26 protein-coding genes are annotated in these 25,376 nt (G+C 67.2%); 11 read left to right on the top strand and 15 right to left on the bottom strand.

Going from position 1 to position 25,376, the window contains the following annotated elements:
- Positions 1-38: 38 nt before the first annotated feature.
- Entirely contained in the window at positions 39-665 is a 627-nt protein-coding gene (lepB, locus tag AC5P6X_RS13165; RefSeq protein ID WP_005407648.1) for a signal peptidase I, read from the bottom strand.
- A gap of 175 nt (positions 666-840) precedes the next feature.
- Between lepB and AC5P6X_RS13170 the strand changes: the two genes are divergently transcribed.
- Together AC5P6X_RS13170 and AC5P6X_RS13175 are read left to right on the top strand one after the other, a co-directional pair.
- Complete coding sequence (locus tag AC5P6X_RS13170) at positions 841-1,242, top strand: hypothetical protein (protein WP_033835527.1); 402 nt, start codon at positions 841-843, stop codon at positions 1,240-1,242.
- A gap of 3 nt (positions 1,243-1,245) precedes the next feature.
- Positions 1,246-1,692 carry a 3-dehydroquinate dehydratase gene (locus tag AC5P6X_RS13175; RefSeq protein WP_004153636.1) on the top strand — a complete coding sequence of 149 codons (447 nt, stop codon included), beginning with the start codon at positions 1,246-1,248 and terminating at the stop codon, positions 1,690-1,692.
- Between the two features lie 380 nt (positions 1,693-2,072).
- On the opposite strand, the gene dcp is transcribed toward AC5P6X_RS13175, so the two are convergent.
- The 3 genes from dcp to arfB all read right to left on the bottom strand — a co-directional run bounded on the left by dcp (position 2,073) and on the right by arfB (position 5,379).
- On the bottom strand, positions 2,073-4,229 hold the full coding sequence (dcp, locus tag AC5P6X_RS13180; RefSeq protein WP_012478784.1) for a peptidyl-dipeptidase Dcp: 2,157 nt from the start codon (positions 4,227-4,229) through the stop codon (positions 2,073-2,075).
- A gap of 111 nt (positions 4,230-4,340) precedes the next feature.
- Entirely contained in the window at positions 4,341-4,943 is a 603-nt protein-coding gene (locus AC5P6X_RS13185; RefSeq protein ID WP_005407645.1) for a lysophospholipid acyltransferase family protein, read from the bottom strand.
- 4 nt (positions 4,944-4,947) lie between these two features.
- The gene (gene arfB / locus AC5P6X_RS13190; RefSeq protein ID WP_005407644.1) at positions 4,948-5,379 is read right to left on the bottom strand and encodes an alternative ribosome rescue aminoacyl-tRNA hydrolase ArfB; all 432 of its coding nucleotides are present in this window, start codon (positions 5,377-5,379) and stop codon (positions 4,948-4,950) included.
- A 133-nt stretch (positions 5,380-5,512) separates the two neighbouring features.
- Between arfB and AC5P6X_RS13195 the strand changes: the two genes are divergently transcribed.
- Complete coding sequence (locus tag AC5P6X_RS13195) at positions 5,513-6,040, top strand: DUF2059 domain-containing protein (protein ID WP_329755843.1); 528 nt, start codon at positions 5,513-5,515, stop codon at positions 6,038-6,040.
- Positions 6,041-6,116: 76 nt separating this feature from the next.
- Here AC5P6X_RS13195 and AC5P6X_RS13200 read toward each other — a convergent pair whose 3' ends face one another.
- Positions 6,117-6,857, bottom strand: coding sequence for a pseudouridine synthase (locus tag AC5P6X_RS13200; RefSeq protein WP_088435786.1), 741 nt, complete (start codon positions 6,855-6,857; stop codon positions 6,117-6,119).
- 155 nt (positions 6,858-7,012) lie between these two features.
- Positions 7,013-7,600: an O-methyltransferase gene (locus AC5P6X_RS13205; RefSeq protein ID WP_108269920.1), complete on the bottom strand. Its 588-nt coding sequence runs from the start codon at positions 7,598-7,600 to the stop codon at positions 7,013-7,015.
- A 165-nt stretch (positions 7,601-7,765) separates the two neighbouring features.
- Between AC5P6X_RS13205 and AC5P6X_RS13210 the strand changes: the two genes are divergently transcribed.
- Genes AC5P6X_RS13210 through AC5P6X_RS13225 form a run of 4 tightly spaced genes read left to right on the top strand, consistent with a single transcriptional unit; the run spans position 7,766 to position 10,898 of the window.
- Positions 7,766-8,377 carry a PIG-L deacetylase family protein gene (locus tag AC5P6X_RS13210; protein WP_012478778.1) on the top strand — a complete coding sequence of 204 codons (612 nt, stop codon included), beginning with the start codon at positions 7,766-7,768 and terminating at the stop codon, positions 8,375-8,377.
- Complete coding sequence (locus tag AC5P6X_RS13215) at positions 8,377-9,516, top strand: glycosyltransferase family 2 protein (RefSeq protein ID WP_049460985.1); 1,140 nt, start codon at positions 8,377-8,379, stop codon at positions 9,514-9,516. The genes AC5P6X_RS13210 and AC5P6X_RS13215 overlap by 1 nt, the downstream gene beginning before the upstream one ends.
- The gene (locus AC5P6X_RS13220; protein ID WP_005407638.1) at positions 9,503-10,108 is read left to right on the top strand and encodes an LbetaH domain-containing protein; all 606 of its coding nucleotides are present in this window, start codon (positions 9,503-9,505) and stop codon (positions 10,106-10,108) included. Before AC5P6X_RS13215 ends, AC5P6X_RS13220 begins: the two co-directional genes overlap by 14 nt.
- Positions 10,109-10,112: 4 nt before the next feature.
- Positions 10,113-10,898, top strand: coding sequence for a YaiO family outer membrane beta-barrel protein (locus tag AC5P6X_RS13225; protein ID WP_012478775.1), 786 nt, complete (start codon positions 10,113-10,115; stop codon positions 10,896-10,898).
- Between the two features lie 52 nt (positions 10,899-10,950).
- Here the strand turns inward: AC5P6X_RS13225 and ubiB are convergent, their stop codons facing one another.
- Positions 10,951-12,606 (bottom strand): ubiquinone biosynthesis regulatory protein kinase UbiB, encoded by a 1,656-nt coding sequence (ubiB, locus tag AC5P6X_RS13230; RefSeq protein WP_049449324.1) that lies wholly within the window; start codon positions 12,604-12,606, stop codon positions 10,951-10,953.
- Positions 12,603-13,238 carry a ubiquinone biosynthesis accessory factor UbiJ gene (locus AC5P6X_RS13235; protein WP_049449322.1) on the bottom strand — a complete coding sequence of 212 codons (636 nt, stop codon included), beginning with the start codon at positions 13,236-13,238 and terminating at the stop codon, positions 12,603-12,605. The genes ubiB and AC5P6X_RS13235 overlap by 4 nt, the downstream gene beginning before the upstream one ends.
- Before the next feature lie 372 nt (positions 13,239-13,610).
- Between AC5P6X_RS13235 and ddlA the strand changes: the two genes are divergently transcribed.
- Entirely contained in the window at positions 13,611-14,705 is a 1,095-nt protein-coding gene (gene ddlA / locus AC5P6X_RS13240; protein ID WP_049449320.1) for a D-alanine--D-alanine ligase, read from the top strand.
- A 76-nt stretch (positions 14,706-14,781) separates the two neighbouring features.
- Here the strand turns inward: ddlA and AC5P6X_RS13245 are convergent, their stop codons facing one another.
- From AC5P6X_RS13245 to oleC, 3 genes are all read right to left on the bottom strand, one after another.
- Complete coding sequence (locus AC5P6X_RS13245) at positions 14,782-14,937, bottom strand: DUF1328 domain-containing protein (protein ID WP_005407633.1); 156 nt, start codon at positions 14,935-14,937, stop codon at positions 14,782-14,784.
- An 81-nt stretch (positions 14,938-15,018) separates the two neighbouring features.
- Positions 15,019-16,011: a 2-alkyl-3-oxoalkanoate reductase gene (oleD, locus tag AC5P6X_RS13250; RefSeq protein ID WP_049449319.1), complete on the bottom strand. Its 993-nt coding sequence runs from the start codon at positions 16,009-16,011 to the stop codon at positions 15,019-15,021.
- On the bottom strand, positions 16,008-17,666 hold the full coding sequence (gene oleC, locus AC5P6X_RS13255; RefSeq protein ID WP_049449317.1) for an olefin beta-lactone synthetase: 1,659 nt from the start codon (positions 17,664-17,666) through the stop codon (positions 16,008-16,010). The genes oleD and oleC overlap by 4 nt, the downstream gene beginning before the upstream one ends.
- A 104-nt stretch (positions 17,667-17,770) precedes the next feature.
- On the opposite strand from oleC, the gene AC5P6X_RS13260 reads away from it, so the two are divergent.
- Positions 17,771-18,202, top strand: coding sequence for a YkgJ family cysteine cluster protein (locus AC5P6X_RS13260; RefSeq protein WP_005407630.1), 432 nt, complete (start codon positions 17,771-17,773; stop codon positions 18,200-18,202).
- 114 nt (positions 18,203-18,316) lie between these two features.
- Here the strand turns inward: AC5P6X_RS13260 and AC5P6X_RS13265 are convergent, their stop codons facing one another.
- From AC5P6X_RS13265 to AC5P6X_RS13280, 4 genes are all read right to left on the bottom strand, one after another.
- Positions 18,317-19,207: an alpha/beta fold hydrolase gene (locus AC5P6X_RS13265; protein ID WP_088435791.1), complete on the bottom strand. Its 891-nt coding sequence runs from the start codon at positions 19,205-19,207 to the stop codon at positions 18,317-18,319.
- Between the two features lie 94 nt (positions 19,208-19,301).
- Positions 19,302-20,318, bottom strand: a complete 1,017-nt coding sequence (locus AC5P6X_RS13270) for a 3-oxoacyl-ACP synthase III (RefSeq protein WP_004135358.1) — start codon at positions 20,316-20,318, stop codon at positions 19,302-19,304.
- 103 nt (positions 20,319-20,421) lie between these two features.
- Positions 20,422-20,739 carry a DUF4156 domain-containing protein gene (locus tag AC5P6X_RS13275; RefSeq protein ID WP_005407628.1) on the bottom strand — a complete coding sequence of 106 codons (318 nt, stop codon included), beginning with the start codon at positions 20,737-20,739 and terminating at the stop codon, positions 20,422-20,424.
- 178 nt (positions 20,740-20,917) lie between these two features.
- Positions 20,918-23,767 carry a M16 family metallopeptidase gene (locus AC5P6X_RS13280; protein ID WP_495215499.1) on the bottom strand — a complete coding sequence of 950 codons (2,850 nt, stop codon included), beginning with the start codon at positions 23,765-23,767 and terminating at the stop codon, positions 20,918-20,920.
- 415 nt (positions 23,768-24,182) lie between these two features.
- On the opposite strand from AC5P6X_RS13280, the gene AC5P6X_RS13285 reads away from it, so the two are divergent.
- Entirely contained in the window at positions 24,183-24,659 is a 477-nt protein-coding gene (locus AC5P6X_RS13285) for an XAC0231 family protein (protein ID WP_005407626.1), read from the top strand.
- Between the two features lie 69 nt (positions 24,660-24,728).
- On the top strand, positions 24,729-25,208 hold the full coding sequence (locus AC5P6X_RS13290; protein ID WP_005407625.1) for a tRNA (cytidine(34)-2'-O)-methyltransferase: 480 nt from the start codon (positions 24,729-24,731) through the stop codon (positions 25,206-25,208).
- The last annotated feature ends 168 nt before the right edge of the window (positions 25,209-25,376 follow it).

Consider the following 25,376-nt stretch of genomic DNA (forward strand, 5'->3'; position numbering starts at 1 on the left):
ATAAGTCAGGATTGATACTCAAGAAGTATCAATTAAGCTTACAGGCGCTGCCACTCGAAACCGTCGCCGCGGCGGTAGTACACCGCCACCGCACGGCCGTAGACCTTGTCGGCATCTACGAAGCCGAAGAAGCGGCCATCGAAGCTGTTGCCACGGTGGTCACCCAGCACCAGCACCTTGCCGTCCGGCACCACCAGGTCGGCGATGTCCGGGCCGCCCCCCATGTCCAGATCGAGGCTGGCACGGCGTTCACCGAAGGCTTCCACATCCTGCAGGTCCGCGGTCTGCAGCGGCTGGCCGTTGATGGTCAGGTGCCCTTCGTGCAGCTGCACATGGTCACCGGCCACTGCGGCAACGCGCTTGATCAGGCGGGTGCCGTCGGCTGGCGAATCGAATACCGCCACTTCGCCGCGCTGCGGCGTGCCGGTGGACATCAGCTCCCTGCTGGTGAATGGCAGGCGCAGGCCGTAGGCGCGCATGTCCACCACCACCCGGTCGCCGGGCTGCAGGGTCGGCTGCATCGAACCGCTGGGCACCACGTAGTGGTTGGCGAGGGTATCGCGGGCGGCGGCGAGCAGGCCGAGCATCACCAGCAACGGCAGCGCCTCCTTTTTCAGCCAGGCCAGCGCGCGATCAGAAAAGGGAGGGCGGGCAACGGCGTCCATGGCAGGCTCCGGGTGGGTGGTAGCTGCATCAGACCACACATGGGGGGAGAGGTTCCCGGTAGCGCCGGGTTACGCAGGTTTTACGCGCGGGACCGGCCGCGGGCATCGCACCTTTACGGCCAGCGCGCGCATCGTGTGCCCACCGCGCCACAGGGCGCATTCCGCAAGGTGTTGTATGACCCTCCTGGTGATCCGCCACGCATCTTCGTCCGCGCCGCGCCCGCAATTGCCGGCGCAGCTGAGCGGCCATCGCGTACTGTGCAGCGACTGCGCCAGCCTGTCCGAAGTGCGCCAGTGCCTGTGCCAGCCGCAGGCGCGTTCGGCCGACTGGGTGCTGCTGGATGTCGGCGTGGCCGACGAGGCGCAATGGCAGGCCGAGGGCGGTGCGCTGCAGGCGGCGCTGGAACGGCTGCCGGCGCAGTACATCGAGTTGCAGGCACCCAGCGAGCCCGGCCTGGAGTCGCGCCTGCGACTGCAGCATGGCCCCGCGGCGGTGGTCATCGACCAGCGCAGTCAGCAGGCCGGTTACCCGTTGTCGCTGGCCATCGTCGGCCGCCGCCTGGCGCAGGAGGGCTGAGCGATGTCGATCTTCATCATCCGTGGCCCGGAAGCCGCCGGTGCATTGATCCGCACGGCGATGCCACTGCCGGCGCCGGTATTGAAGTCGCTGGTGCACCGGGCGATCGACGCCGGCACCAGCGTGGCGATACGCGCCTGCGGCTCGGAACAGGAACTGCTGGACGCCCTGCGCGTGGCCGACCACAGCCGTGGCGAGGTGACGCTGCTGGACCCGGGTGCGTGTGCCAACAGCCTGCGTCTTCAGCGCCTGCTGCCCTACCTGCACAACGCCTACGTGGAAGTACATGACGACGGCGCGGTGGCCGAGCCGTGCCTGCCGGCCGGTGTCGGCCAGCGCCTGGGCATCGCCGCCGGGTACGGTGCGCAGAGCTATGTGCTGGCGCTGGACATCGCGCTGGATCACCTGGGATTGGCCGAACAGGCCAATCGCGTGCACGTGGGGACGTGATGGCCGGGCTGTGCCCGGCACCCGGTAGTGCCGGCCGCTGGCCGGCAACCTCTACAGCAACAGCAACAGCCAAAGCCGGTTTCCTGGGGGAAGGCGGGGTGGGTCCGGTTGCGGGGGACGCTGCAAGTACGTCCCTGTGAGCTTGGCCGCGGCATCCATGCCGCGGACACCCCCGCAACCGGCCCCCCCCGCCTTCGACAGATCTCCGCGAACTGTCGGAACAGCATGGCCTGCTTTTGGTGGGTGTCGACCTTGGTCGATACATGGATCCACGCCATGCGTGGATGAGCAGCAAACTGCGGAATCTATCGATGGTATCGATTCAACGAAAAACGGCGGGGTTTCCCCCGCCGTTATTTCTTTCGTACTCCAGGTCGCGCTTATTTCAGCCCGCGGAACTTCAGCAGCGGTTCCACCGACGGGTCCTTGCCGCGGAAATCGCGGTACAGGGTCGACAGCTCCACGCTGTTGCCGCGCGAGAGGATCTTGTCGCGGAATTCCTGGCCATTGGCGGCGGTCAGGCCACCGTGTTCGGTGAACCACTGATAGGCGTCATGGTCCAGCACTTCCGCCCAGAAGTAGGCGTAATAGCCGGCCGAGTAACCGCCACCCCAGATGTGGTCGAAGTAGGTGGTGCGGTAACGCGGCGGCACCTGCGGCAGGTCGACCTTGAACTTCTTCAGCGCGCTCGCTTCAAAGGCGCCGACGTCCTGCAGCGGCGCGTCGGCCTTCTGCGTGTGCCAGGCCAGGTCGAGCAGTGCGGCCGACAGGTACTCGGTGGTCGCATAGCCCTGGTTGAAGCTGCGTGCCTTGAGGATCTTGTCGACCAGCTCCTGCGGCATCGCCTCGCCGGTCTTGTAGTGCTTGGCGTAGTTGGCAAACACCTTCGGGTCCAGCGCCCAGTGCTCGTTGAACTGCGACGGGAACTCGACGAAGTCGCGCGAGGTGGCGGTGCCGGCAATCGACGGATACTTCACGTTCGAGAACATGCCATGCAGTGCATGGCCGAATTCATGGAACATGGTGGTGACGTCGTCGAAGCTGATCAGCGCAGGCTGGCCGGCGGCCGGCTTGGTGAAGTTGCAGACGTTGTAGACCACCGGCTTGGCGCCGGTCAGGCCGTCCTGCTCGACGAACACGTCCATCCAGGCGCCGCCGGACTTGCTGTCACGCTTGAAGTAGTCGGTGTAGAACAGGGCCAGCGAGGTGCCGTCCTTGTCGAACACTTCGTACACCTTCATGTCCGGGTTGTAGGTCGGAATGTCGGTACGCGGCTTGAAGGTGATGCCGTACAGCTGGGTGGCGGCGTAGAAGACGCCGTTCTGCAGCACGTTGTCCAGTTCGAAGTACGGCTTGATCTGCGACTCGTCCAGATCGTACTTGGCCTTGCGCACCTGCTCGGCGTAGAAATCCCAGTCCGAGGCGGCGACCTGGAAGCCGCCCTTCTGCGCGTCGATCACCTTCTGGATCTCGCCGGCTTCGGCGCGCGCCTTGGCGGTAGCGGCCGGCACGGTGTCGGTCAGCAGCTTCAGCGCGGCAGCCGGGGTCTTGGCCATCTGGTCGCCCAGCTGGTAGTCGGCGAAGGTGTCGAAGCCAAGCAGCTTGGCCTTCTGCGCACGCAGCTGGGCCAGGCGCTGCACGGTCTGCCGGGTGTCGTTGGCATCGCCACGCTCGGCGCGGGTTTCCGAAGCCTTCAGCACGGCGGCACGCTGGTCGCGGTCACTCAGCGAGCCGAGCACCGGCTGCTGGGTGGTGTTCTGCAACGGCAGCAGGAACTTGCCATCCAGCTTGCGCTCCTTCGCTGCGTTGGCGGCGTTGTTGATCGCATCCTCGTCCAGGCCGGCCAGCTTGGCCTTGTCGTCAACGACCACGGCGGCGGCCGCGGTGGCAGCCACCAGGCGAGTATGGAACTGGGTGGAGAGCGTGGTCTCTTCCACGTTGAGCTTGCGCAGCGATGCCTTGTCGGCGTCGGACAGCTGTGCACCGGCGCGCACCAGGCCATCGTAGTAGTGCTCGACCAGGCGCTTCTGCACCGGATCCAGTTCAAGGGTGTCGCGCTGGTCATAGATCGACTTCACGCGCGCGAACAGCTTCGGGTCGAGGTTGATCTCGTCCTGGTGCGCGGCCAGCTTCGGCGCCACTTCTTCCTGGATCTTCTGGCGTGCATCGTTGGTATCGGCCTGGACCAGGCCGAAGAAGATGCGCGACACGCGGGTCAGGGTCTCGCCGCTGCGCTCCATCGCCACGATGGTGTTGTCGAAGGTGGCCGGCTCGCTGCTGTCGGCGATCTTGCGAACGTCGGCCAGGTGCTGGCGCATGCCTTCTTCGAAGGCCGGCAGGTAGTCGCTGTCCTTGATCTTGTCGAACTGCGGCGCCTGGAACGGCAGCGTGCTGGCGCTCAGCAGCGGATTGGTGGAGGCTTCGGCCGGCTGCTGGGCCGGGGCTTTCTGGGCATCGGACACGGGGGTGGACTCCTTGCCGGAACAGGCCGCCAGCGCCAGGCTGATGGCGGCGGCCAGGACTACGGTACGCGACATGTAAAACGCTCCTTGGGCAGACGGTATGGAATACCAGCCCTCCACCCTACTCCTGTCGCGCTCGCCCGGCATGTGCCGGACGTGGCGTCTATGCGACGGCCTGCGGCCGGCTCAGACCGTGCCGCGGGTCTTGCCGATCCACGGCCGGTAGAACTCGCGGATGGCGGCCATGTCGGCAGCATCGTCGCCGGTCGGCTGGAACAGCGGGCCGATGCCGATGGTCTTTTCCGGGTAATGGAAATAGGCGGCCAGGATCGGCACGTCGGCCATCCGGGCGATCTTCAGGAAGCCGGCCTTCCACTCCTTCACCGCCTTTCGGGTGCCCTCGGGGGTGATGGCGAACCACATCTTCTCGTTGTTGCGCAGCAGGTCCACCGCCTGGCCCACCGTGCCCTGCGGCGAGCTGCGGTCCAGCGGGATCACGCCCAGCTTGTGCAGCAGCGGCCCCAGCGGCCACCAGAACAGCGAGGCCTTGCCCAGCACCTTCACCTTCATGCCCAGCGCGATCTTGGCCGCCATGCCCCACAGGCCGTCCCAGTTGGACGAATGCGGCGCGATGATGAACACCAGGCGCGGGATGTCAGGCAGGGTGCCGGTCACCTTCCAGCCGCCCATGCGCAGGGTGCAGCGCGCCAGCCAGCGCAGGAAGGCATTGGGTTTGACCTGTGGCATCTGCGGCGGCACGGCCGGCAGCAGCGGAGTCGGGTTGTTCAAGCAATCACTCCCAGTCACGTGATGAGCGCCCGCGCTTGATCTGCGCGCGCCCGCGTTTGGCGTCCAGACGACGCAGTTTCGACCCGAGGGTCGGCTTGGTGGCCTTGCGCGGTTTGGGCACGCTCAGCCCGGCCTGGATGAAGGCCGCCAGCCGCTCGCGCGCATCCTCGCGATTGCGATCCTGGGTACGGAAACGTTGCGCGTCGATGACCAGCACGCCTTCGCCGGTCATGCGCCGGTCACGCCGCGCCAGCAGGCGCGTGCGCAACGGTTCGGGCAACGAGGGCGAGTTGGCCACGTCGAAACGCAGTTCCACCGCAGTGGAGACCTTGTTGACGTTCTGGCCACCGGCACCGCTGGCACGCACGAACCGCTCGACGATCTCGCCGTCGGGGATTTCAAGCTGCGCGTTGATGGTGACCGGTCCACTGCCCATCCGCGCATTGTAGCGGCAGCCACGCGTCGGAGTGCGCATCGCGCGCCGTATGCCGCCGATCAGGTAACGAACACGCCGCCTTCGCCTTGGCTGCGGGTATGCTGGCCGTCCCATGTACCGCAGGAAGCTTCGCATGACCCGCTCCGCACCCGCCCTGCCCTCCCTGCTGCGCCGCGCCGCCCTGCTGCTGGCGCTGGCCGTGGCCAGTGTCCCCGCCCTGGCCGCGCCGCCGACCGATGGCGACATCAACCGTCTGCTGTCCGCGTCACGTGCGCAGAGCATGATCGACACCATGCTGCCGCAGATCGAGGCGATGCAGCAGCAGCAGTTCCAGCAGGTGGCCGCACAGCGCCAGCTCAATGCCCAGCAGCAGGAGCAGCTGAAGCGGATCCAGGCACGGACCAGCCAGACCCTGCGGCAGGCACTGTCCTGGCAGCAGCTGCGGCCGATGTACGTGGACCTGTACAAGAAGACTTTCAGCAAGGAAGACGTGCTGGCGATGGCCGAGTTCTACGAGAGCGCGTCCGGCCAGAGCCTGCTGGACAAGACCCCGGCCCTGATGCAGAACGTGATGGTGGCGATCCAGGCGCGCATGCAGCCGCTGTTCGCGGACCTGCAGAAGGACCTGGAAGCGATCGTCAACGAGCCGGAAAAGAAGTGAGGTCGTGCCGGCCGCTGGCCGGCAACCTCGTACGGTTGGGATCAGGCAGATGCCGGCCAGCGGCCGGCACTACCGTCTATAGGTCCACCTGCCAGCCGAACAGGTCCAGCGCCTTCTGGAACTCACGATCCAGCGGCGCACTGACATCCACGTTGCCGCCCTCAGGATGCGGGAAGCGCAGGCGCTCGGCGTGCAGCAGCATGCGGTGCACACCCTGCATGCGGAAGATGCGGTTGTGGCGGCCATCACCATGGCTGGTGTCGCCGATCATGTGATGCGACAGGTGCTTGAGGTGCCGGCGGATCTGCCGGAAGCGCCCGGTCTGTGGCTGGCAGCGCAGCAATGCGTAGCGTGAGCTGGTGAATTCGCCCACCGGCACCGACAACTCGCCGGTGGCCAGGCGCTGGAAGTCGGTGATGGCCGGCTTCTTCACCGGCTTGCCCGGCCCCCCATCGAGATCGTGGTCCACGCGCCAGGACAGCGCGGCCGGCCAGCCGCGGCAGACGGTCAGGTAGTCCTTCAGCACTTCGCCGCCCATCAGCGCCTTGCCCAACGCGCTGGCGGTGTCGCGGTCGAAGGCCAGCAGCAGGCAGCCACTGGTGGCGCGGTCCAGGCGATGCACGAGGAAAATCGGGCGGCCCAGCTGCTCGCGCAGGCGGTCGGCCAGGAAGTCGTCTTCGCCACGGGCCAGCTTGCTGTCGTGGACCATCAGCCCGGCAGGCTTGTTGACCACGGCCAGGCGCTCATCCAGATGCAGCAGCTGCAGGGGCGCGGTGTCGGTCTCGACCGCGGCGAGGGTGTCAGGTTCGGTGCTCACGGCGGAATTATCGGGGCTGGGTACTGAATGCGGTAGAGCCGGCCGCTGGCCGGCTGCCTGCGGATCGTCTGGCTGCTGGGCTTGCCGGCCAGCGGCCGGCACTACCAGATCAGGCGCGGCCGGCGCTACCGGATCAGGCGCGGGCAGCGCGGCGGTCAGGCGTTGCGTACGGCCAGCAGCTCGCCGTTGCCCACCGGCACCAGGCTGGTGCTGAAGTCCGGATCAGCGTCCAGCAGCGTCCGCAGCGGTTCCATCTCTCCCGCATGCGAGGTGGCATTGTCCACCACCAGCAGGCCACCCGGACGCAGCACGCGGCGCAGTTGCGGCCACCAGCCGGCGTATTGCCCGCGGTCCGAATCGAGGAACAGCAGGTCAATGCTGGCATCGGCGGCCTGTGCAAGCCACGGCCCGGCATCGTCGTGGACCAGCGTGATGCGATCGGCCAGGCCACTGCGCGCGAAGGTGTCACGCGCCATCGCCGCCTTGTCCTCGGCGTATTCCAGCGTGGTCACGTGGCCGTTGATGGCGGCGGCGGCCTCGGCCAGCCATAGCGTGGAATAGCCGTTGGAGGTGCCGATCTCCAGTACGCGGCGCGCAGTGCCGAAGCGCACCAGCACCGCGAGGAATTCGCCCGTATCTGGCGTGATGTTGAGCATGCGGCGGCCGCGTTCGACTTCACGGGCGTCGTTTTCGGCACCGAAGTGGGCCAGTTCGTTCTTCAGTTCCGACAGTTCCAGGGCCATTTTCCGCTGAGCTCGCCATGACGCAGCGTCCATTCTTACCCGAATCCCGGAATTTCGTATGAATCCTAGAGCCGCTGCATTTTCACGCTGAGATAGTTCCCGCCTCCTTCGCGCGGGGACAGCATGCCTGGCCGCCGCGCACCCGGCTTCCGCTAGGACACGGCCATGACATTGAACATTCTGGCAATCGGTGCCCATCCAGATGACATCGAACTCGGTTGCGGTGGCAGCCTGGCAAAGCTCGCCCGCGCCGGCTCACGCATCCATGCACTGGTACTCAGCCGTGGCGGCCGGGGCTGCCACGCCGGCATCGACCGCAGCGATGAATCGCATCGCGCCCTGCACCGGCTCGGGGTGGCCGAGGTGATCCAGCAGGATTTCCCGGACACACGATTCCCCACCTGCCGCAACGACATCATTGCGTCGATCGAACAGGTCTGCACGCTGATCGAACCAGACCGCATCTACACGATGTGTGGTGAGGATCATCACCAGGACCATCGCACCGTTCACGAAGCGTCGATCATCGCCTGCCGCCACATTCCGCAGATCCTCTGTTATGAGAGCCCCAGCACCCTGCCGCAGTTCGCGCCGCAGGTGTTCGAGGACATCAGCGCGCAGCTGGAGCTGAAGATCCACGCGCTGCGCGAGCATGCCAGCCAGGGCGATCGCCACTACATGCAGGAAAGCCATCTCCGCTGCCATGCGCAGTTCCGTGGCCAGCAGATCGGCATCGGTCCCAGCGAGGGCTTCCTGCCCTACCGTCTGGTGCTTTGATGAAGACGCTGTTGTTCCTGGCCATGTGCGCTTTCATCCTGGTACGAATCTGCGTGCAGGCCTCGCGCCGGCCCAGCACCCGCCTGTACAGCATCGACGCGATCGTGCCGGCCTACAACGAAGCCCCCTGCCTGGAGCGCTCGCTGGCCAGCCTGCTGGAAAACCCGTACGTGGCGCGGGTGATCTGTGTCAACGATGGTTCCACCGACAACACGGCTCAGGTGCTTGATGCACTGCAGGCGCGCTGGCCCGGGCGCCTGGTGGCCGTGCACCAGGCCAACACCGGCAAGGGCGGTGCGCTGATGCACGGGCTGCAGCACGCAACCGCCGAGCAGGTGTTCCTGACCGACGCAGATACCCATATCGATTCGCGCAGCCATGGCCTGGGCTATCTGCTGGCCGAGATCGAGCGCGGCGCCGATGCGGTTGGCGGGGTCCCCTCGTCCAGCCTGCAGGGCGCCGGCTTCCTCCCCCATGTGCGCGCCAGCCTGAAACTGCCGATGATCGTGATCAAGCGCAGCTTCCAGCAATGGCTGGGAGGCGCACCGTTCATCGTTTCCGGCTCATGTGGCCTGTTCCGTACCTCGGTGCTGCGCAAGGTCGGATTTTCCGATCGCACCCGCGTGGAGGACCTCGACATGTCCTGGTCGCTGGTTGCGCAGGGCTATCGGGTTCGCCAGAGCATCCGCTGCGTGGTCTACCCGCAGGAATGCAACACGCTGGTGGAGGAATGGCGGCGCTGGCGACGCTGGATCGTCGGCTATGCGGTATGCATGCGCCTGCATCGCCGCCTGCTGCTGACCCGCTTCGGCATTTTCAGCATCCTGCCGATGATGCTGCTCGCCCTGGCCGGCATCATGCTGTCGCTGCAGGTATGGTTCGGCGCGGCCCGGCTGCACGGACCGGGTGGCCTTGCCCTGTCGGTGATGCCGCTGTTCTGGACCGGCATCGTCATGCTGCTGGCAGTGATCAGTGCCATCCACCACCGACGCGCGTGGCTGGTGCCGGCGGCGGCCTTCTCGATGCTGTATGTACTGCTCGCCTATGCGATCTGGCTGTTTCATGGCTTGGCGGGGCTGTTCACCGGCCGCGAACCCGTGCGCGACAAGCCGACGAGGTACCCGCATGTGGTGGAATGACCTCGCCGCGATGGCCGAGGCACTGTCGACACTTGCGCCCCACACTGATCCCGACGCAAGGGTCTCGCCACGGGCCACCCTGCAGGGCGCCGTACGGATCGGTGCCGGCAGTCGCATCTGCGACGGCGCCCATGTCCAGGGTCCGGTGTCGATCGGCCGCGATTGCCTGATCGGCAACAACGCACTGCTGCGCGGCCCGCTGTGCATCGGTGACGGCACGCGTATCGGCTTTGCCAGCGAACTGAAGAACGCACGGTTGGGCAACCAGGTCAGCATCGGCCCGCAGTGCTTCATCGCCGACAGCCGCATCGATGACCGGGTCTATCTCGGCGCCCTGGTGCGTACCAGCAACCATCGCCTGGATGGGGCAACGGTCACCGTCCACATCGGCGACACCGTCATCGACAGCCAGCGCGACAAGCTCGGCGCCTGGATCGGCGAAGGTGCCGCGCTGGGCGTCGGCGTGATCATCCTGCCCGGCCGCATCGTCGCGCCGGGAAGCCAGTTCGGGCCGCGCATCACCGTGGAACGAAACCTGCCGCCCGGCCGCTACCGGCTGCTGCAGTCATTGCATTCCCAACCCCTGGAGTAACCCCATGCGATTGATCATCCGTGGCGCACTGCCATGCGCCCTGCTGCTGGCTGTCTGCAGCGCCCACGCCGGCGTCGACCGTGTCACGGTGCAGCTGGACCATGCCGACTACAGCGATGGCTTCGGCAAGCGCGACGTACAGACCGTGGACGTGGCCGGCCGCAGTGGCGGCAGCCGCTGGCACCTGGGGTTGGCCCATGGCGAGCGTGACTACGGCAGCAGGCGATTCAGCGGCAACCGCATGCAGGGCTCGCTGCACCATCGCTGGAGCCCGCGCCTGTCCACCCGCACCGCTGTCACGGCATCCAACGATGATCCGGTGTTCGTCAATCGCCAGGTCAACCAGGACATCCAGTGGAAAGTGACACCGCAGACCGTACTGAGCGTGGGCGGCAAATACGCCCAGTACCATGCCGGCGCCCATGTGAGCGGCTGGTCGGTGGGTGCCTCGCATTACTTCCCGCGCGTGACTGCCTCACTGCGCCACGAGCGGCACCGCCAGTCCAATGGACCGGATGGGCATGGCACCACACTGTCGCTGCGGCTGAAGGATGGGCAAGGCCGTGGTTCGACCCAGCTGTGGCTGGGCAGCGGCACGTCCGGCTACACCGCCGAGTCCGATCCGCTGCTGCTGCGCGAGCACGATGCACGGCGTGCCTTCCTGCGCCGCAGCCAGCCATTGGGCGAGCATCTGGTGCTGGACGTGGGTATCGGCAAGACCTGGCACAGGACGCGCCTGGACAGCTTCCAGAGTGTGCAATCGCACCTGGGCCTGGGCTACCACTGGTGAGCCTGTAATTGATCGGCGGCGTACCTTGCCGCCGATCTTCAATCTGCCGGGGTCAGCGCCACCACGCGCGCGCCAGCGCCACCACGCCGACCGCACCGGACAGCCAGCTCCACGCCGGCACGTCGCCCCAGTACCAGCCCGGCGGCTGCAGCACGTACATCAGCGCGGCGATGGCCAGCAGGCCAACGCCGGTGATTGCGCCGACCGCGCGCTTCTGCAGGCGCTGCACGCTGGCGTCGAGCGCGACCAGATCGCGCGAACGCATCGCCAGTTCGTGGCGGCCTTCCACCTGCTGGGTCAGCCAGGCGTGCACCAGCCGCGGCATGTCCGGCGCATGGGTCATGATTTCCGGCAGGCGCTTGCCCAGCTCGCGCACCACCCGGCGCGGGCTGTAGCGCTCGCGCAGGATCTTCGCCAGCACCGGCTTGGCCACCGCCCAGATGTCGATCTGCGGATCGAGCTGGCGGCCGACGCCTTCGATGTTCAGCAGGGTCTTCTGCAGCAGGATCAGCTGCGGCTGCAGGGTCAGTTGGTAACGCTGGGCCACGCGGAACAGCTTCATCAGCACTTCAGCCAGCGAGATCTGCGACAGCGGGCGGGTGAAGTACGGCTCGCACACCGAACGCACGGCTGCTTCCAGATCATCGATGCGCACGTTGTCCGGCATCCAGCGCGCCTGCACATGCAGCTCGGCGATGCGGCGGTAATCGCGGTTGAAGATGGCCATGAAATTCTCGGCCAGGTAGTACTGATCTTCCTGCGACAGCTGCCCCATGATGCCGAAGTCCAGCGCGATGAAGCGCGGATTGGCACGGCGCGCCGGATCGGTGTCGACCCAGATGTTGCCGGCGTGCGCGTCGGCATGGAAGAAGTTGTCGCGGAACACCTGGGTATAGAACACCCGCACGCCCTTGGCGGCCAGCGCCTTGCGGTCGATGCCGGCCTTGTCCAGTGCAGCGATGTCATCGGACGGAATGCCCCAAACGCGCTCCAGGGTCAGCGCGCGCTCGGCGGTGTGGCTCCAGATCACTTCCGGCACGTACAGGTCGTCGGAGTTTTCCCAGAAGCGGCGCAGCACGCTGGCATTGGCGCCTTCGCGCTGCAGGTCCAGCTCGGCGGCCAGGGTGTTCTCGACCTCGGCCACCACTTCGCGCGGCCGGATCTTGTCGGCGCGCGGGTGGGTGCGCTCGACCAGCGCGGCCAGCGAATTGAGCAGGGCAATATCCGCGTCGATCTGCTTCTCGATGCCCGGTCGAAGTACCTTGACCACCACCTGGCGACCATCAGCCAGCGTGGCCGCGTGCACCTGCGCGATCGAGGCCGAAGCCAGCGGTTCGGTGTCGAAGCTGGCGAAGGCCTCGCTGACCGGCAGGCCGAGCGCGTCCTCGACGATGCGGCGCGCGGTCTCGCCATCGAACGGCTTGACCCGGTCCTGCAGCAGGGTCAGTTCGTTGGCCACGTCCGGCGGCACCAGGTCGCGGCGGGTGGACAGGATCTGGCCGAACTTGACGAAGATCGGGCCGAGGTCCTGCAGCGCCAGGCGCAGGCGCGCACCGCGCGACTGTGAGGCGATGCTGGCCGAGGCGCGCGGCACGAACGGCTTGGCCAGGCGCAGCCAGCGCTCGGCCGGCGTGCCCTGCAGCAGGTCGTCGAGGCGGTAACGCAGGATCACCCGGCCAATGCGGCTGGCCCGCAGCACGGCCTTCATGCGGCACCCCGCAGGCGCTGCACGCGTGCACCAAGGCGCTCCACGTCATCGCGCAGCACATCCACGTCGTCGTGGAAGGCATCCAGCTCGGCGCGCGGCACCACATCGCGCGACTCCTCGGTGATGAACTCAGCGGCGCTGTGGGCCAGGTCGATCGCCCCCTGGCGCGCGTGCTGCAGGGCGCTGCGCAGGGTGTTGGCGACCTGCACGCCCAGTACTTCGCCGAATACGCTGACGAACGGCTGCTGCCAGTCCGGATCGAAGCCCTTGGCCAGCTGCTGCAGGCGGCGCGCCAGCTCGGCATCGCCGGCCACGCGCACACGGCCCTTGCCGTTGTTGTCGCCGCGCCGCGCGTTGGCCAGCAGCGGCAGTTGAGCGAGCACACCGGCCAGGCTGCTGCGCACGGCCAGGTCGGCTTCCTGTGCATCCACCGGGCCGACCCGCAGCTGGTCGCCGTCGACGCTGATGCGCATCGCCAGCGCCGGCGCTTCCAGGGTCAGGTCGATATGCCGGCCGTCGAGGCTGGCCAATGCATGGCGGGTATCCGGATCCAGCGCCAGCGCGCGGTTCAGGGCGATCTGCAGGGCGCGGCCAGCGACCGGCTTGAGGGACTTGAGCAGGGAGAGAGCCATGTGCGCATTCTACCTGCGTGGGTGGGGGGCTTGGGCCGGGCTGCCGCCCGGCACCCGCAGACGCAACGGCAACGGCAACGGCCAAAGCAACAGCGGGCATTCCGTGGGTTGGCGGGATGGGTCCGGTTGCGGGGGACGCCGTAAACCCGTCCGTGGGGGCTTGGCCGCGGCATCCATGCCGCGGACACCCCCGCAACCGGCCCCACCCCGCCTTCGACAGGTTCCTGCTGCTCTTGGTGGGTGTCGAGCTTGGTCGACACGGTAGATCCACGCCATGCGTGGATGGATTTCTGGTTCACCTGTGCCTCACGCGGATGGCCGATGAAGGTTCATGCTATGGGGCCACGCAACGCACAGGACATCGCACTCCCCATGGCAAGGACCCGGGTTGGCATCATTTTCGGGGGCAAGTCTTCCGAGCACGAAGTTTCGCTGCAGTCGGCGAAGAACATCCTCGATGCGCTTGATCGCGAGCGCTTCGAGCCGGTGCTGGTCGGCATCGACAAGCAGGGCCAGTGGCATCTGAGCCAGCCGGATACCTTCCTGATCAATGCCGATGATCCGTCGCGCATCGCGCTGCATCGGTCCGGCACGTCGCTGGCGGTGCGTCCGGGTGCGGAGCAGGCGCAGCTGCAGCCGTCCGATACGGCCAGTGCGCTGGGCCAGATCGATGTGGTGTTGCCGATCGTGCATGGGCCACTCGGCGAAGACGGGGCGCTGCAGGGCCTGCTGCGCATGGCCAATCTGCCCTTCGTCGGTTCGCCGGTACTGGGCTCGGCGGTGGCGATGGACAAGGACGTGACCAAGCGCCTGCTGCGCGACGCGGGGCTGCAGGTGGCGCCGTGGCTGTGCATCCGCCGCCATGAGGCCGCGGAGGTGGATGCCGATGCAGTGATCGCCCAGCTCGGCCTGCCGCTGTTCGTGAAGCCGGCCAACCAGGGTTCGTCGGTGGGTGTGAGCAAGGTCAAGGATGCGGCGGGCTTTGCCGAGGCACTGGCATTGGCGCTGCGCTACGACCACAAGGTGCTGGTGGAATCGGCGGTGGTCGGCCGCGAGATCGAATGCGCGGTGCTGGGCAACGAGCATCCGCAGGCCAGCGTATGCGGCGAGGTGGTGGTGCACGACGAGTTCTACGCCTACGACACCAAGTACATCAATGCCAATGGCGCTGACGTGGTGGTGCCGGCCGACATCGACGCCGCCACCCAGGCGCGCATCCAGCAGATCGCGCGGCAGGCCTACCAGGCGCTGGAGTGTGCGGGCATGGCGCGCGTGGATGTGTTCCTCACCGCAGACGGCGAGATCGTCATCAACGAGGTCAACACGCTGCCGGGCTTCACCCGCATCAGCATGTACCCGAAGCTGTGGGGCGCCAGCGGTGTCGACTACACCGCGCTGATCACGCGCCTGATCGAACTGGCGCTGGAACGCCATGAGGCCGATCGCGGGCTGCAGAGCGCTGTGTAACGTGGTGATCGCCCGCAGAGTCGAGCATGGCTCGACTCTGCGGAAAGCGATGCCGGCCAGCGGCCGGCACTACCGGCTAGCCTCGCTTGCGGAACATCGAGATCACCGCAAGGATCAGGAACACCACGAACAGGATCCAGGCGATGTTCGTTGCGGCGCCGGCGATACCGGAGAAACCCAGAACGGCGGCGATGATGGCGATGACAAAGAAAATGATGGCGTAATGCAGCATGGCGCTCCTCGCGGGTGGTCGAGCCTTGGATGGCGTGGGTCCATCCTCCCGATCCTGCGGTGTGCAACCAGTGACGGCGATCTAAGCAGCAGATGAAGCCTTCAGCCTGCGCAGCCCTTCTTCGATGCTGACCTGCGGCACATAGCCGAAGTCACGGCGGGCCGGCTCCATGCTGTACCAGTGCGGCGTGCACAGCTGTTCGGCCAGGAACCGGGTCAACGGCGGTTCGCCGCGCAGGCGCAGCAGCGGCCACAGCCGCTCGCAGATGGCGCCGATACGGTACGCGGTCTTGAAGCTGATCGCCTTGTCCACGGTCGGTGCACCCACCGCCTGCAGCAGCTTGTTGACCAGCTCGCGCATCGGCAGCGGTTCGCCGTTGGAAATGAAGTAGGCCTTGCCTGCACATGCGGCACCGGGCGCCAGTGCCTCGAAGGCGAGGAAGTGGGCAAGCGCGGCGTTGTCGATGTAGGTGGTATCGACCTTGTTGCTGCCATCGCCCACCAGGCGCAGGCGGCCCTGTCGTGCACGTTCGGCCAGGCGCGGTACCAGCTGCTGGTCGCCAGGGCCCCAGATCAGGCGCGGACGCAGCGCCACCGTCGCCAGCGACGCGTCATTGGCCGCCAGCACGCGCTGTTCGGCAATCGCCTTGGTGGCCGCATAGGGCGCCTGGAAATCTTCGCCGTACGGCACCTCGTCGGCGCCGAGGCCTTCTACCGGGTGCGTGGCCCGGTGCGTCACGCTGGGCGTGGAGGTGTAGACCAGCCGGCCGATACCGTGCGCACGGCAGGCGGCGATGACGTTGTCGGTGCCGACCACATTGGCCTGGTGGTAGCTGTCATAGCTGCCCCACGCACCGGCCTTGGCACCGTTGTGGAATACCGCATCGACGCCGGCCACCGCATGCAGGACCGCCTGCGGGTCGGCCAGGTCGCCACGGATCTGGCCCACGCCCATCACCTGCAGCTCCGGATAATGGCTGCGGTTGAACGCCAGTACCTGGTAGCCACGTTCGACCAGCCCGCGGCACAGCGCCTGGCCAAGGAACCCACCACCACCGGTGACCAGGATCTTCATGCGCGCTTCTCCAGTTCGGCGCTGGCCCAGACGGCGAGCTTCTCGCGGCCGATCTTGGCGTTGTGACGGATATCGACGGGGAACGCCGGATGCACCAGGAAGTGCTGCAGGCCGGCCTCAGGCGTGCGCGCTGCGGCATGCACACGCAGCGCTTCCTGCAGCGCCGGGCTGTCGGACTGGCCGCGCAGCAGTTCCACGCACAGCACCGGCACCTGCGCACCGGCGGCGCCGACACCGACCAGCGCGGTGCGCGCCACGCCTGCGACGGTGTTGAACACCGGCTCGACCTGTTCGGTGTACAGCGGTCCGCGCGCGGTTTCCACGCGCTGCGTCTTGCGCCCGCAGAACCACAGGCGACCCTGCGCATCGAAGTAACCGACGTCGCCCATGCGATGCACCACGCGGGTGCTGCCATCGACCAGTGTCTCGCGGATCTTCGCTGCGGCCGTGGCCTGCGGGCGGTTGAAGTAGCTGTCGGTGGCGGTCGGGCCAGCCACCGTGATTTCTCCCACTTCGCCAACCGCCAGCACGCGCGCCTGCGACCAGTCGGCCAGCGGCGCGTCATCGATGGCGATGATGCGCACTTCGTTCGGCGCCACCACGCTGCCCACGCAGGTGCCGGCGCCGGCCTCGGTGGCGGCGCGCGTGCGTTCCAGCTCGCGGCCTTCGACCACCGCCACCGGCAGGCACTCGGTGGCGCCATACGGCGTCCAGAACTGCGCGTCGGCCGGCAGCAGGCTGCGGATGGTGGCGACCACGTCCGGCGGCACCGGCGCACCCGCCGAGGTCACCCGGGTCACCGTCGGCAGCGGCCGGCCATGCTTCGCCAGCACCCGCATCAGCGCCGGCGAGCCGAACAGCTGGGTCACGCCGAAGCGCTGGATGGCGTCGTGCAGGCGCGCCGGGTCGGCCTGCGCCGGCCGGGTCGGGTCCATGTCCGGGATGACCGAGGTCAGGCCCAGCGCCGGGTCGAACAGGGCAAACGGCGGGAAGGTCGGCAGGTCCACCCCGCCCGCTTCCATGCCGAAGGCGCTGCCCAGCAGCTGGATCTGGCCGACGAAGTGGCGGTGGCGGTAGACCACGCCCTTGGGCACGCCGGTGGAGCCGCTGGTGAACAGGATCGCGGCCATGTCCTCGCCGTCGGTGGCGGCCAGCATCGGCCCACCCTTGGCGCCGGCGCGCTCCAGCGCGGCCAGCGTGGTCCCGCCCCAGCCGAGGCGGCGGCCCACGGTCACCAGGCGCGCCGCCGAGGGTGCCCAGCGCAGCACCAGCCGCGCCACGTGCGCCAGCGGAATGCCGATGAAGGCCTCCGGCTGCGCCTCGTCCAGGCACTGCTTCAGCGCGCGCCTGTCGATGCCCGGGTCGACCAGCACCGGCACCGCGCCCAGCTTGAACAGGGCAAACATCAGCAGGAAGAACTCCGGCGACGGCCGCACCATCACCACCGTGCGCACTCCACGGCCGATCCCGTAGCCGGCCAGGCCGGCCGCCATGGCGTCGCTGCGAGCGTCCAGCTGGCGGTAATCCAGGGTCACGTCGTAGGCGGCCATGCCGTTGCCGGCGCCACGGCGGCCAGGGCAGCGGATGGCGATCTGATCAGGCCGTTCACGCGCCAGTTCAGGCAAGCGGGCGGCAATATTGCAGGGTCGGTTCATCCGTTCATTGTCGCCGCTTACGGAATTTCTTGCGCGGCGGCCCACTTCGTGGAAAATCCGCACCCTCGTTCCTGATTCCGACTGCCGCCCGAGGCGGCTTGCCCATGCAACATCCCTGCATGACCTGCGGCGCCTGCTGCACCCAGTACCGCGTGGCCTTCCACTGGATGGAATCAGACGAGGTCACCCCCGGCGGCGTGCCGCACCAGCTCACCGAGGTGCTGGACCCGCACCGCCTGTGCATGCGCGGCACCCATTCCAAGCCGGTGCGCTGCGTGGCGCTGGATGCGCAGATCGGCGTGTATTCACGCTGCACCATCCATCCCAACCGGCCCAGCGTGTGCCGCGAGGTGGATGCATCGTGGGAGTACGGCAAGGCCAGCCCGCAGTGCGACAAGGCGCGCATCGCCTATGGCCTGGATCCGTTGACGCCGGCCGACTGGCGCTGGCGCGATGACGCCGACAACGACGACGACCATCCGGACGACAACGGCAACAGCCCTTCCTCGCCGCCGCAGGCGCCGGTCGCCGCGTAATGGTAGTGCCGGCCGCTGGCCGGCAACCTCATCAACCCTTCGGGTGTGCCGACCAACGGTCGGCACCCACCGGAAGAGGAAGGGGTGGGTGCCGACCGTTGGTCGGCACACCGATCAGATCGGGTTGGCGTCCAGGAACGCGCGGATCTCCGGCACCAGCACCTCGTGCTTGTCTTCCAGCACGTAATGCCCGGCGTCCTCGAACGCATGTACCTGGGCCCGCGGCAGCGCGGCCTGGAAGCCCTTCAGGAAGTGGTGGTCGAACACGAAGTCGCGCAGGCCCCAGCCGAGGAAGGCCGGCCGGTCGGCGAACGACGGCAGCGCCTTGCCGGCACGCTCCAGCAGCGACCACGCCTTGTCGGCCGGCGACAGCGGGATGTCCTGCATGAAGCGGATGGTGCTGATGCGGTTGGCCCAGCTGTTGTACGGCGACACGTAGGCGCGGCGCACGTCGGCCGGCATCTTCCGCTCCACGCCCAGCCACGAGGCACCGGAGGAGAACGCGTTGAAGGTGCGGATGATCCACTCGCCGATCTTCCAGTGGCGGCCCAGCGCGATCTGCCACGGCATCTTCTTCGCCGCCGGCATCGGGAATGCAGCGGTATTGAGCACCACCAGGCGCTTGACCTGGTCGTGGTGCGACAGCGCCCAGCCGAAACCGATCATGCCGCCCCAGTCGTGCACCGCCAGGGTCACCGGGCCGGTGATGCCCAGATGCTTGAGCAGCGCATCGAGGTCGTCAACGCGCGACTGCAGCGTGTACTCGTAACGGCTGTCATCGGGCTTGTCCGACAGGCCCATGCCGATGTGGTCCGGCACGATGCAGCGGTACGTGTCCGACAGGCCGGCGACCAGCGTGCGCCAGTAATAGCTCCACGACGGGTTGCCGTGCACCATCACCACCACTTCGCCGTCGCGCGGGCCTTCGTCGAGATAGTTCATCGACAGGCCGGGGCGTACCTCGAAGCGCTGCGGGTGGGCGGGGTAACCGGGAAGCTGGGACATCGGATCGCACCTGTAGAAAGGGCCGGTAAACCGGCCCTTGAACACTTGGAAAAATCATCGCTGCCCGTCGTGCAGCAGGTCAGCGGTGACTCTTTTACCAGACCACTTCAGCCATCGAGCAGTTCAGGCCCGAGCCGATACCCAGAAGCGCGATGCGATCGCCCTTCTTCAGCTTGCCCAGCTGCTTGAGCTTGCTCAGCACGATCGGCACCGAGGCCGGGCCGATGTTGCCGTGCTCGCCGAAGATGGTCATGACCTTCTTCGGGTCGATGCCGAAGTTCTTGATGAACGCGGCGGTGTGCGGCTGGCTGACCTGGTGGATCACGAACTGGTCCAGCTCTTCCACGGCCCAGCCCAAGGCGATCTTGGCGGCGGTGAAGGTCTTCTGTGCCAGCTTGATGCCTTCGATCAGCAGCAGGCGGGTGTCGGTGACCATGCGGTCCAGGTTGCCCAGGCACAGCTGGTTCCACTCGGTGGCCGAGCGCGTCACGCCGCCCTTGTAGCGCGGGGCGTCCGGCACCAGCTCCGAGCGGGCCATCACCATCGCCGCGGCACCCGAACCGGTGGTCAGGGCGGCCAGCTCGTTGCGGAAATCGTCAGCGGTGACGTCCGGGGCGGTCATGCGCTCCAGGGTCTTCTCGTACACCAGGTTGGCGGTCTCGCCGTCCACCACCAGCGCGTAGTCGATGTCGCCGCGCTCGATCATGCGCGCGGCGATGTCCATGCCGTTGATGAAGGCCAGGCAGGCATTGGCGACGTCGAAGGTCATGCACTCGTCGCTGACGCCGAGGTTGCCCGAGACGATGGAGGCCGTGGACGGCTCCAGGTAGTCGCGGCTGACCGAGGTGTTGACCAGCAGGCCAACCTGCGTCGCATTGATGCCTGCGTCTTCCAGTGCCTTGCGGCCTGCCATGGTGGCAGCGTCGGACGCCAGCACGCCGTTGTCCCACAGGCGGCGCGCGTGGATGCCGGCGATGTCGCCGAGCACGTCGGTGCGGATACCCAGGCGATCCAACGTCGGCTGCAGGCGTTCGTTGATTTCCTTGGTGGTCAGCGTATGCGGCGCGTCGACGTGTGCCAGGCCGGCGATCGAGACATTCTTGAAGAGCATCGAGGTTAGCGCCAAGGCTCAGGCAAAAGGGGGCGCTATTCTATAACCCCCGGGGCCTTCACCGCATCTTTACGAATTCAGCCTTGGCCGTATGGTGAAGCGTTCAGCGCGGCGGGCACTGGAATGCGGCGAAGCGCTGGCTGCCATCGGCCGGGGCCGCGGCGGCCTGCACGGCATTGGCGCCGGCGCTCGGGGCCTCGTTGCGGGCCAGGGTTTCCAGCTCTTCCTGCACGCGCAGCGGGTTGCGGTTGTAGAAGCCGACCTTGCTCTTCACGGTCACCACCACCTCGCCCTTGGCGATGCAGCCAGCGGGAACCGGGCCTGCCGGCAGCACGCGGGTCGCCTTGCCGGCCGGTTCGATCGGCACCCAGGTACAGGCGGTGACGGTGAGCAGCAGGGAGGAAAGCAGCAGAACGCGCATGGGCAGATCCTGGAAGGGTATGGAGGGATTCTGCCTGAACCGCCTGAATCGGGGGTAGCCGGTGGGGGGACGGATCCCCCGCAGGGGGTTGTGACCCCGCCTTCGGGTCACGGCGTTGCCGGCCAGCGGCCGGCACTACCTGGGGAGGCCTGCCCGCGGGGGCGGGCAGGCGCATCCCTTATTTCTTGACCGGGTTGCCTTCGGCGTCGATCACCGTCACCTCGCCCAGGTTCAGCGCACGCACGGCCGCTTCGGTCTGCTTGAGATCACCCACCACCACCCAGGTCAGCGCCTGCGGCTTGATCTCGGCGGCGGCCTGCTGCACCTGCGCCGGGGTCATCGCCTCGATCTCGGCCTTGCGGCGCAGCACGTAGTCGTCCGGACGCTTGAACTGCACGATCGAACCGATGGTCGAGGCGACCGCGCTGGCGGTCTCGTAGGCACCGGGCAGGCTCAGGGTCTGGATGTTGCGGATGCGGTTGACCTCGGCGGCGGTGGCCGGCTTGCTGCCATCGGCGAACGCGGCGATTTCCTTGCGCATTTCCGCCATCGCCGGGCCGGTCTTGTCGATCTGCACCGGCGCGCTGGCCATCCACGGGCGCTGGCCCACCGAGTTGATCGCGCTGCTGCGCGCACCGTACGACCAGTGCTTGTCCTCACGCAGGTTCATGTTCAGGCGCGAGGTGAAGTCGCCGCCGATCACGCCGTTGGCAATATCGAAGCGGGTCGAGCTGGTGGCGCTGGACGGCGCCCCCACCTGCCCTGCGAACAGGTTGGCCTGCACCGCACCCGGCTGGTCGATCAGGAACACGCGCGGGCCCTTCGGCAATGCCACGTCGGTGGCGGCCTTCACCTGCGGGGCGTCGCCCGCAGCCTTCCAGTCGCCCAGCTGCTTGTCCAGCAACGGCACGATCTCGGCCAGGGTGGTGTCACCGACCACGATCAGGGTGCCGTTCTGCGGCCGCAGCCAGTCGTGGTGGAAGTCGACCAGGTCTTCGCGGGTCAGGCCGTTGATCGCTGCTTCGTCACCGCTGCCGGTGAACGGAATGGCATACGGGTGGCCCTTGCCGTACAGCAGCGGCGGCAGCACGCGCATCGCCACCGCACCCGGGTTGACCTTCTCCTGCTGGATGCCGGCAATCCAGCTCGCCTTGACCCGGTCGATCTCGCCCTGCTCGAAGCGCGGTTCGCGCAGCAGGTCCCGATACAGCGCCAGCGACGGTGCCAGGTTTTCCTTCAGCGCCGACAGGTCCACGCTCATGGAGTCCAGCCCGGCCGAGGCATCCAGGCTGGCGCCCAGTGCATCAGCGGCATCGGCGAAGGCCAGCGAGCCGAGCTTGCCGGCGCCTTCGGTCATCAGGCTCATGGTGAAGTTGGCGGTGCCCGGCTTGCGGCCCTGGTCGGCGCTGAAGCCACCCGGGAACTGGTAGCTGAACTGCACCACCGGAATCTCGTGGCGCTCGGCCAGGATCACCTGGGTGCCGTTCTTCAGCGTGGCGCGCTGCAGCGCCGGGAACTTCAGCTGCGGGAACTCGCGGGTCTGCGGTACGCCGGCCTTGCGGTCCACCTGCTCGGGCAGCGTGCTGTACTTGGGGTCCACCGCCGGCACGTTGAACGGCTTCGGCGCCTGGCTCGGGTCTTCCTTCAGCGCCACGCGCTCACCCGGTGCAATCACCAGGGTGTGGCTGCCCTTGTCCAGCCACTGCGCGCCCAGACGGCCCAGATCAGCAGCACTGGCCTTCTCGATGTTGGCCAGCGAGGTGCGGAAGCAGCCCGGGTCGCCGGTGAACACCGCGCACTCGGCCAGTGCGTCGGCCTTGCCGCCGAAGCCGCCGATGCGTTCGATGCCACGGATGAAACCGGCGCGGGCACCGGTCTTGGCGCGCTCCAGCTCGGCCGCGGTCGGGCCCTGCTTGATCAGCCGGTCCAGTTCCTCGTCGATGATCTTCTCGACCTTGGCCGGGTCCTGGCCCTGCTTGACCGTCGCCATGATCACGAAGTTCGAACCCAGCTGCGCCGTCGACAGGCCTGCCGCGATGCTGTCCACCAGCTTGTCCTGGTGCTGCAGGCGCTGGCTCAGCCGCGAGGACTTGGCGCCGCCCAGTACCTGCGCGAACAGCTGCAGCTGATCGACCTCGGTGGTACCGACCTGCGGCACGTTCCAGGCGCGGTAGATACGCGCCTGCGGCACCTTGTCGGTCATCGTCTCGCGCGTGTCGGCGCTGCGCTTGGCCACGTTCACCGCCGGCTGCGCCATGGTCGGGCCGGCCGGGATGCTGCCGAAGTACTTGCCAACCTTTTCCTTGGCGGTGGCCAGGTCGATGTCGCCAGCCAGTACCAGCACGGCGTTGTTCGGGCCGTACCAGGTGCGGAACCAGGTCTTCACGTCATCCAGCGACGCCGCGTTCAGATCGTTCATCGAACCGATCACGCCGTGGTGGTACGGGTGGCCAACTGGATACAGCGCCTTGTTGAGCTGGTCCCAGGCCTGGCCGTAGGGCTGGTTCTCGCCCTGGCGCTTCTCGTTCTGCACCACGCCACGCTGCTCGTCCAGCGCCGCCTGGTCGATCGCACCGACGAGATGGCCCATGCGGTCCGATTCCATCCACAGCGCCATGTCCAGCGCAGTGGTGGGCACGTTCTCGAAGTAGTTGGTGCGGTCGGTATTGGTGGTGCCGTTCTGGTTGGTGGCGCCGACCTGCTTGAACGGCTCGAAGAACTCGCCGTCGTGGTTTTCGCTGCCCTGGAACATCAGGTGTTCGAACAGGTGCGCGAAGCCGGTGCGGCCGGCCGGTTCGTCCTTGCTGCCGACGTGATACCAGACGTTGACCGCGACGATCGGCGCCTTGCGATCGGTGTGCACGATCACGCGCAGGCCGTTGGGCAGGGTGAACTGCTCATACGGGATATCGACCTTGGCCGGTGCGGCCGGCTTTGCCGCCAACGCATGGGAAGGCACAAGCGTGCCCAGGGCGGTGCTGAGGGCAACGGCCAGCAGCGCAGTGCGCGGGCGAAGGGCGAGAGACATATCCGGATCCTTGGTCACATAGGTGAACCCCGATCCTAGCGTGCGCGCGCAACGGCAGGAATCGGTCGCCAGTCACTGGGGGTGTTTGCCCCTGTGCGCCATCCGCAGCGCCGATCTGCCCTGTCCGAGCCGTCACAAGCACCCGCCAGCAACGTCCGGACAGTGTCCGCAGCACATCGAATGGACAGGTGTCCGCCCGCCGGACACTTTTCGATGACCATAAAACCCTTGCAAATCAATAATTAAAAGTTGGCACGGGGATTGCTTGGTAGTTCCTGCACCAGGAAGGGCTTCAGACAAAAGCTGACTGAAGACTGAACAAACGCAGGAAATCGAAAATTTTCCTTGCAAGCCCAGAATTGGTGTACTACCTTACTACCACACCACTGATCACCAACACTAAACAGGCCCCGTCATGAACGCCAAGACCATTGCCATCGCCATCGCCCTGATCGCCGGCACCGCGGTTGTTTCGTCGGTGCAGGCCTCCGAATCCATCAAGACCCTGTCCACCGTGCAGGTTCGTCCGGCCGCCGACCAGCTGGCCCAGCAGGCCTGGGAACAGGCCAGCGGCATCCCGACCCTGGCCACCGTGGAAGTGCGCCCAAGTGCCGACCAGCTGGCCGAGCGCAGCGGCTACGTCGCCGCCCCGGTCGCCGCCGCGATGCCGATCACCACCCTGGCCTCGGTGGAAGTGCGCCCGAGCCTGGAGCAGCGCGTCGCCCTGGCCGCCGAACTGGAAGCCCAGCGCTACGCCGCAACCCTGGCTGCCGCCGCCACCAGCGTCGCCAACCAGGTGATCGTCAACCTGCCGGCCCTGCAGGTGCGTCCGAGCGCCGCCGACCTGCAGGCCCTGGCCACCGAAACCGCCCAGGTCCTGCTGCGCCCGTAAGCGGTGCCGCCCTGCCTCGCGCAGGGCGTGCGCCGTAAAGGCGGCGGTCGTCGCAGGTACACTGCGCCGATGAATGCCGCGCCCCAGTTCCACGTGATCCTGTTCCAACCGGAAATCCCGCCCAACACGGGCAATGTGATCCGGCTCTGCGCCAACACCGGCGCGCAGCTGCACCTGGTCGAGCCGCTCGGCTTCGCACTGGAAGACAAGCAGCTCAAGCGCGCCGGCCTGGACTACCACGAGTATTCGCGCCTGCAGGTGCACCCCGACCTGGACACCGCGCTGGCGCGGATCGCACCGAAGCGGTTGTTCGCCCTCAGTACGCGTGCCAGCGTCCGCTATGACAGCGTGGCGTTCGAAGACGGTGATGCCTTCCTGTTCGGCCCGGAAAGCCGCGGCCTGCCGCAGGACGTGCTCGATGCCTTGCCCGATGGCCGCCGCCTGCGCCTGCCGATGCGGCCGGACAACCGCAGCCTCAATCTTTCCAACACCGTTGCCGTGGTGATGTACGAGGCGTGGCGGCAGCATGGGTTTGCCGGCGGCGCGTAACGCCACGCGTCTCTCTTCTGCCTGGTCGTTGCTGTGGCGGGCGCATGCGTTCATGGGCGTTACTTTTCTTTCCGCGCGGAAAGAAAAGTAACCAAAAGAAACGCGCCGCCATCCGCGAGCCGGCGCTGCGCACCGGTGCCCTGCGCTCCTCGGCCCGCCGGGGGGCGG

It is taken from the genome of Stenotrophomonas sp. YJH_SMC_40, assembly GCF_059368615.1.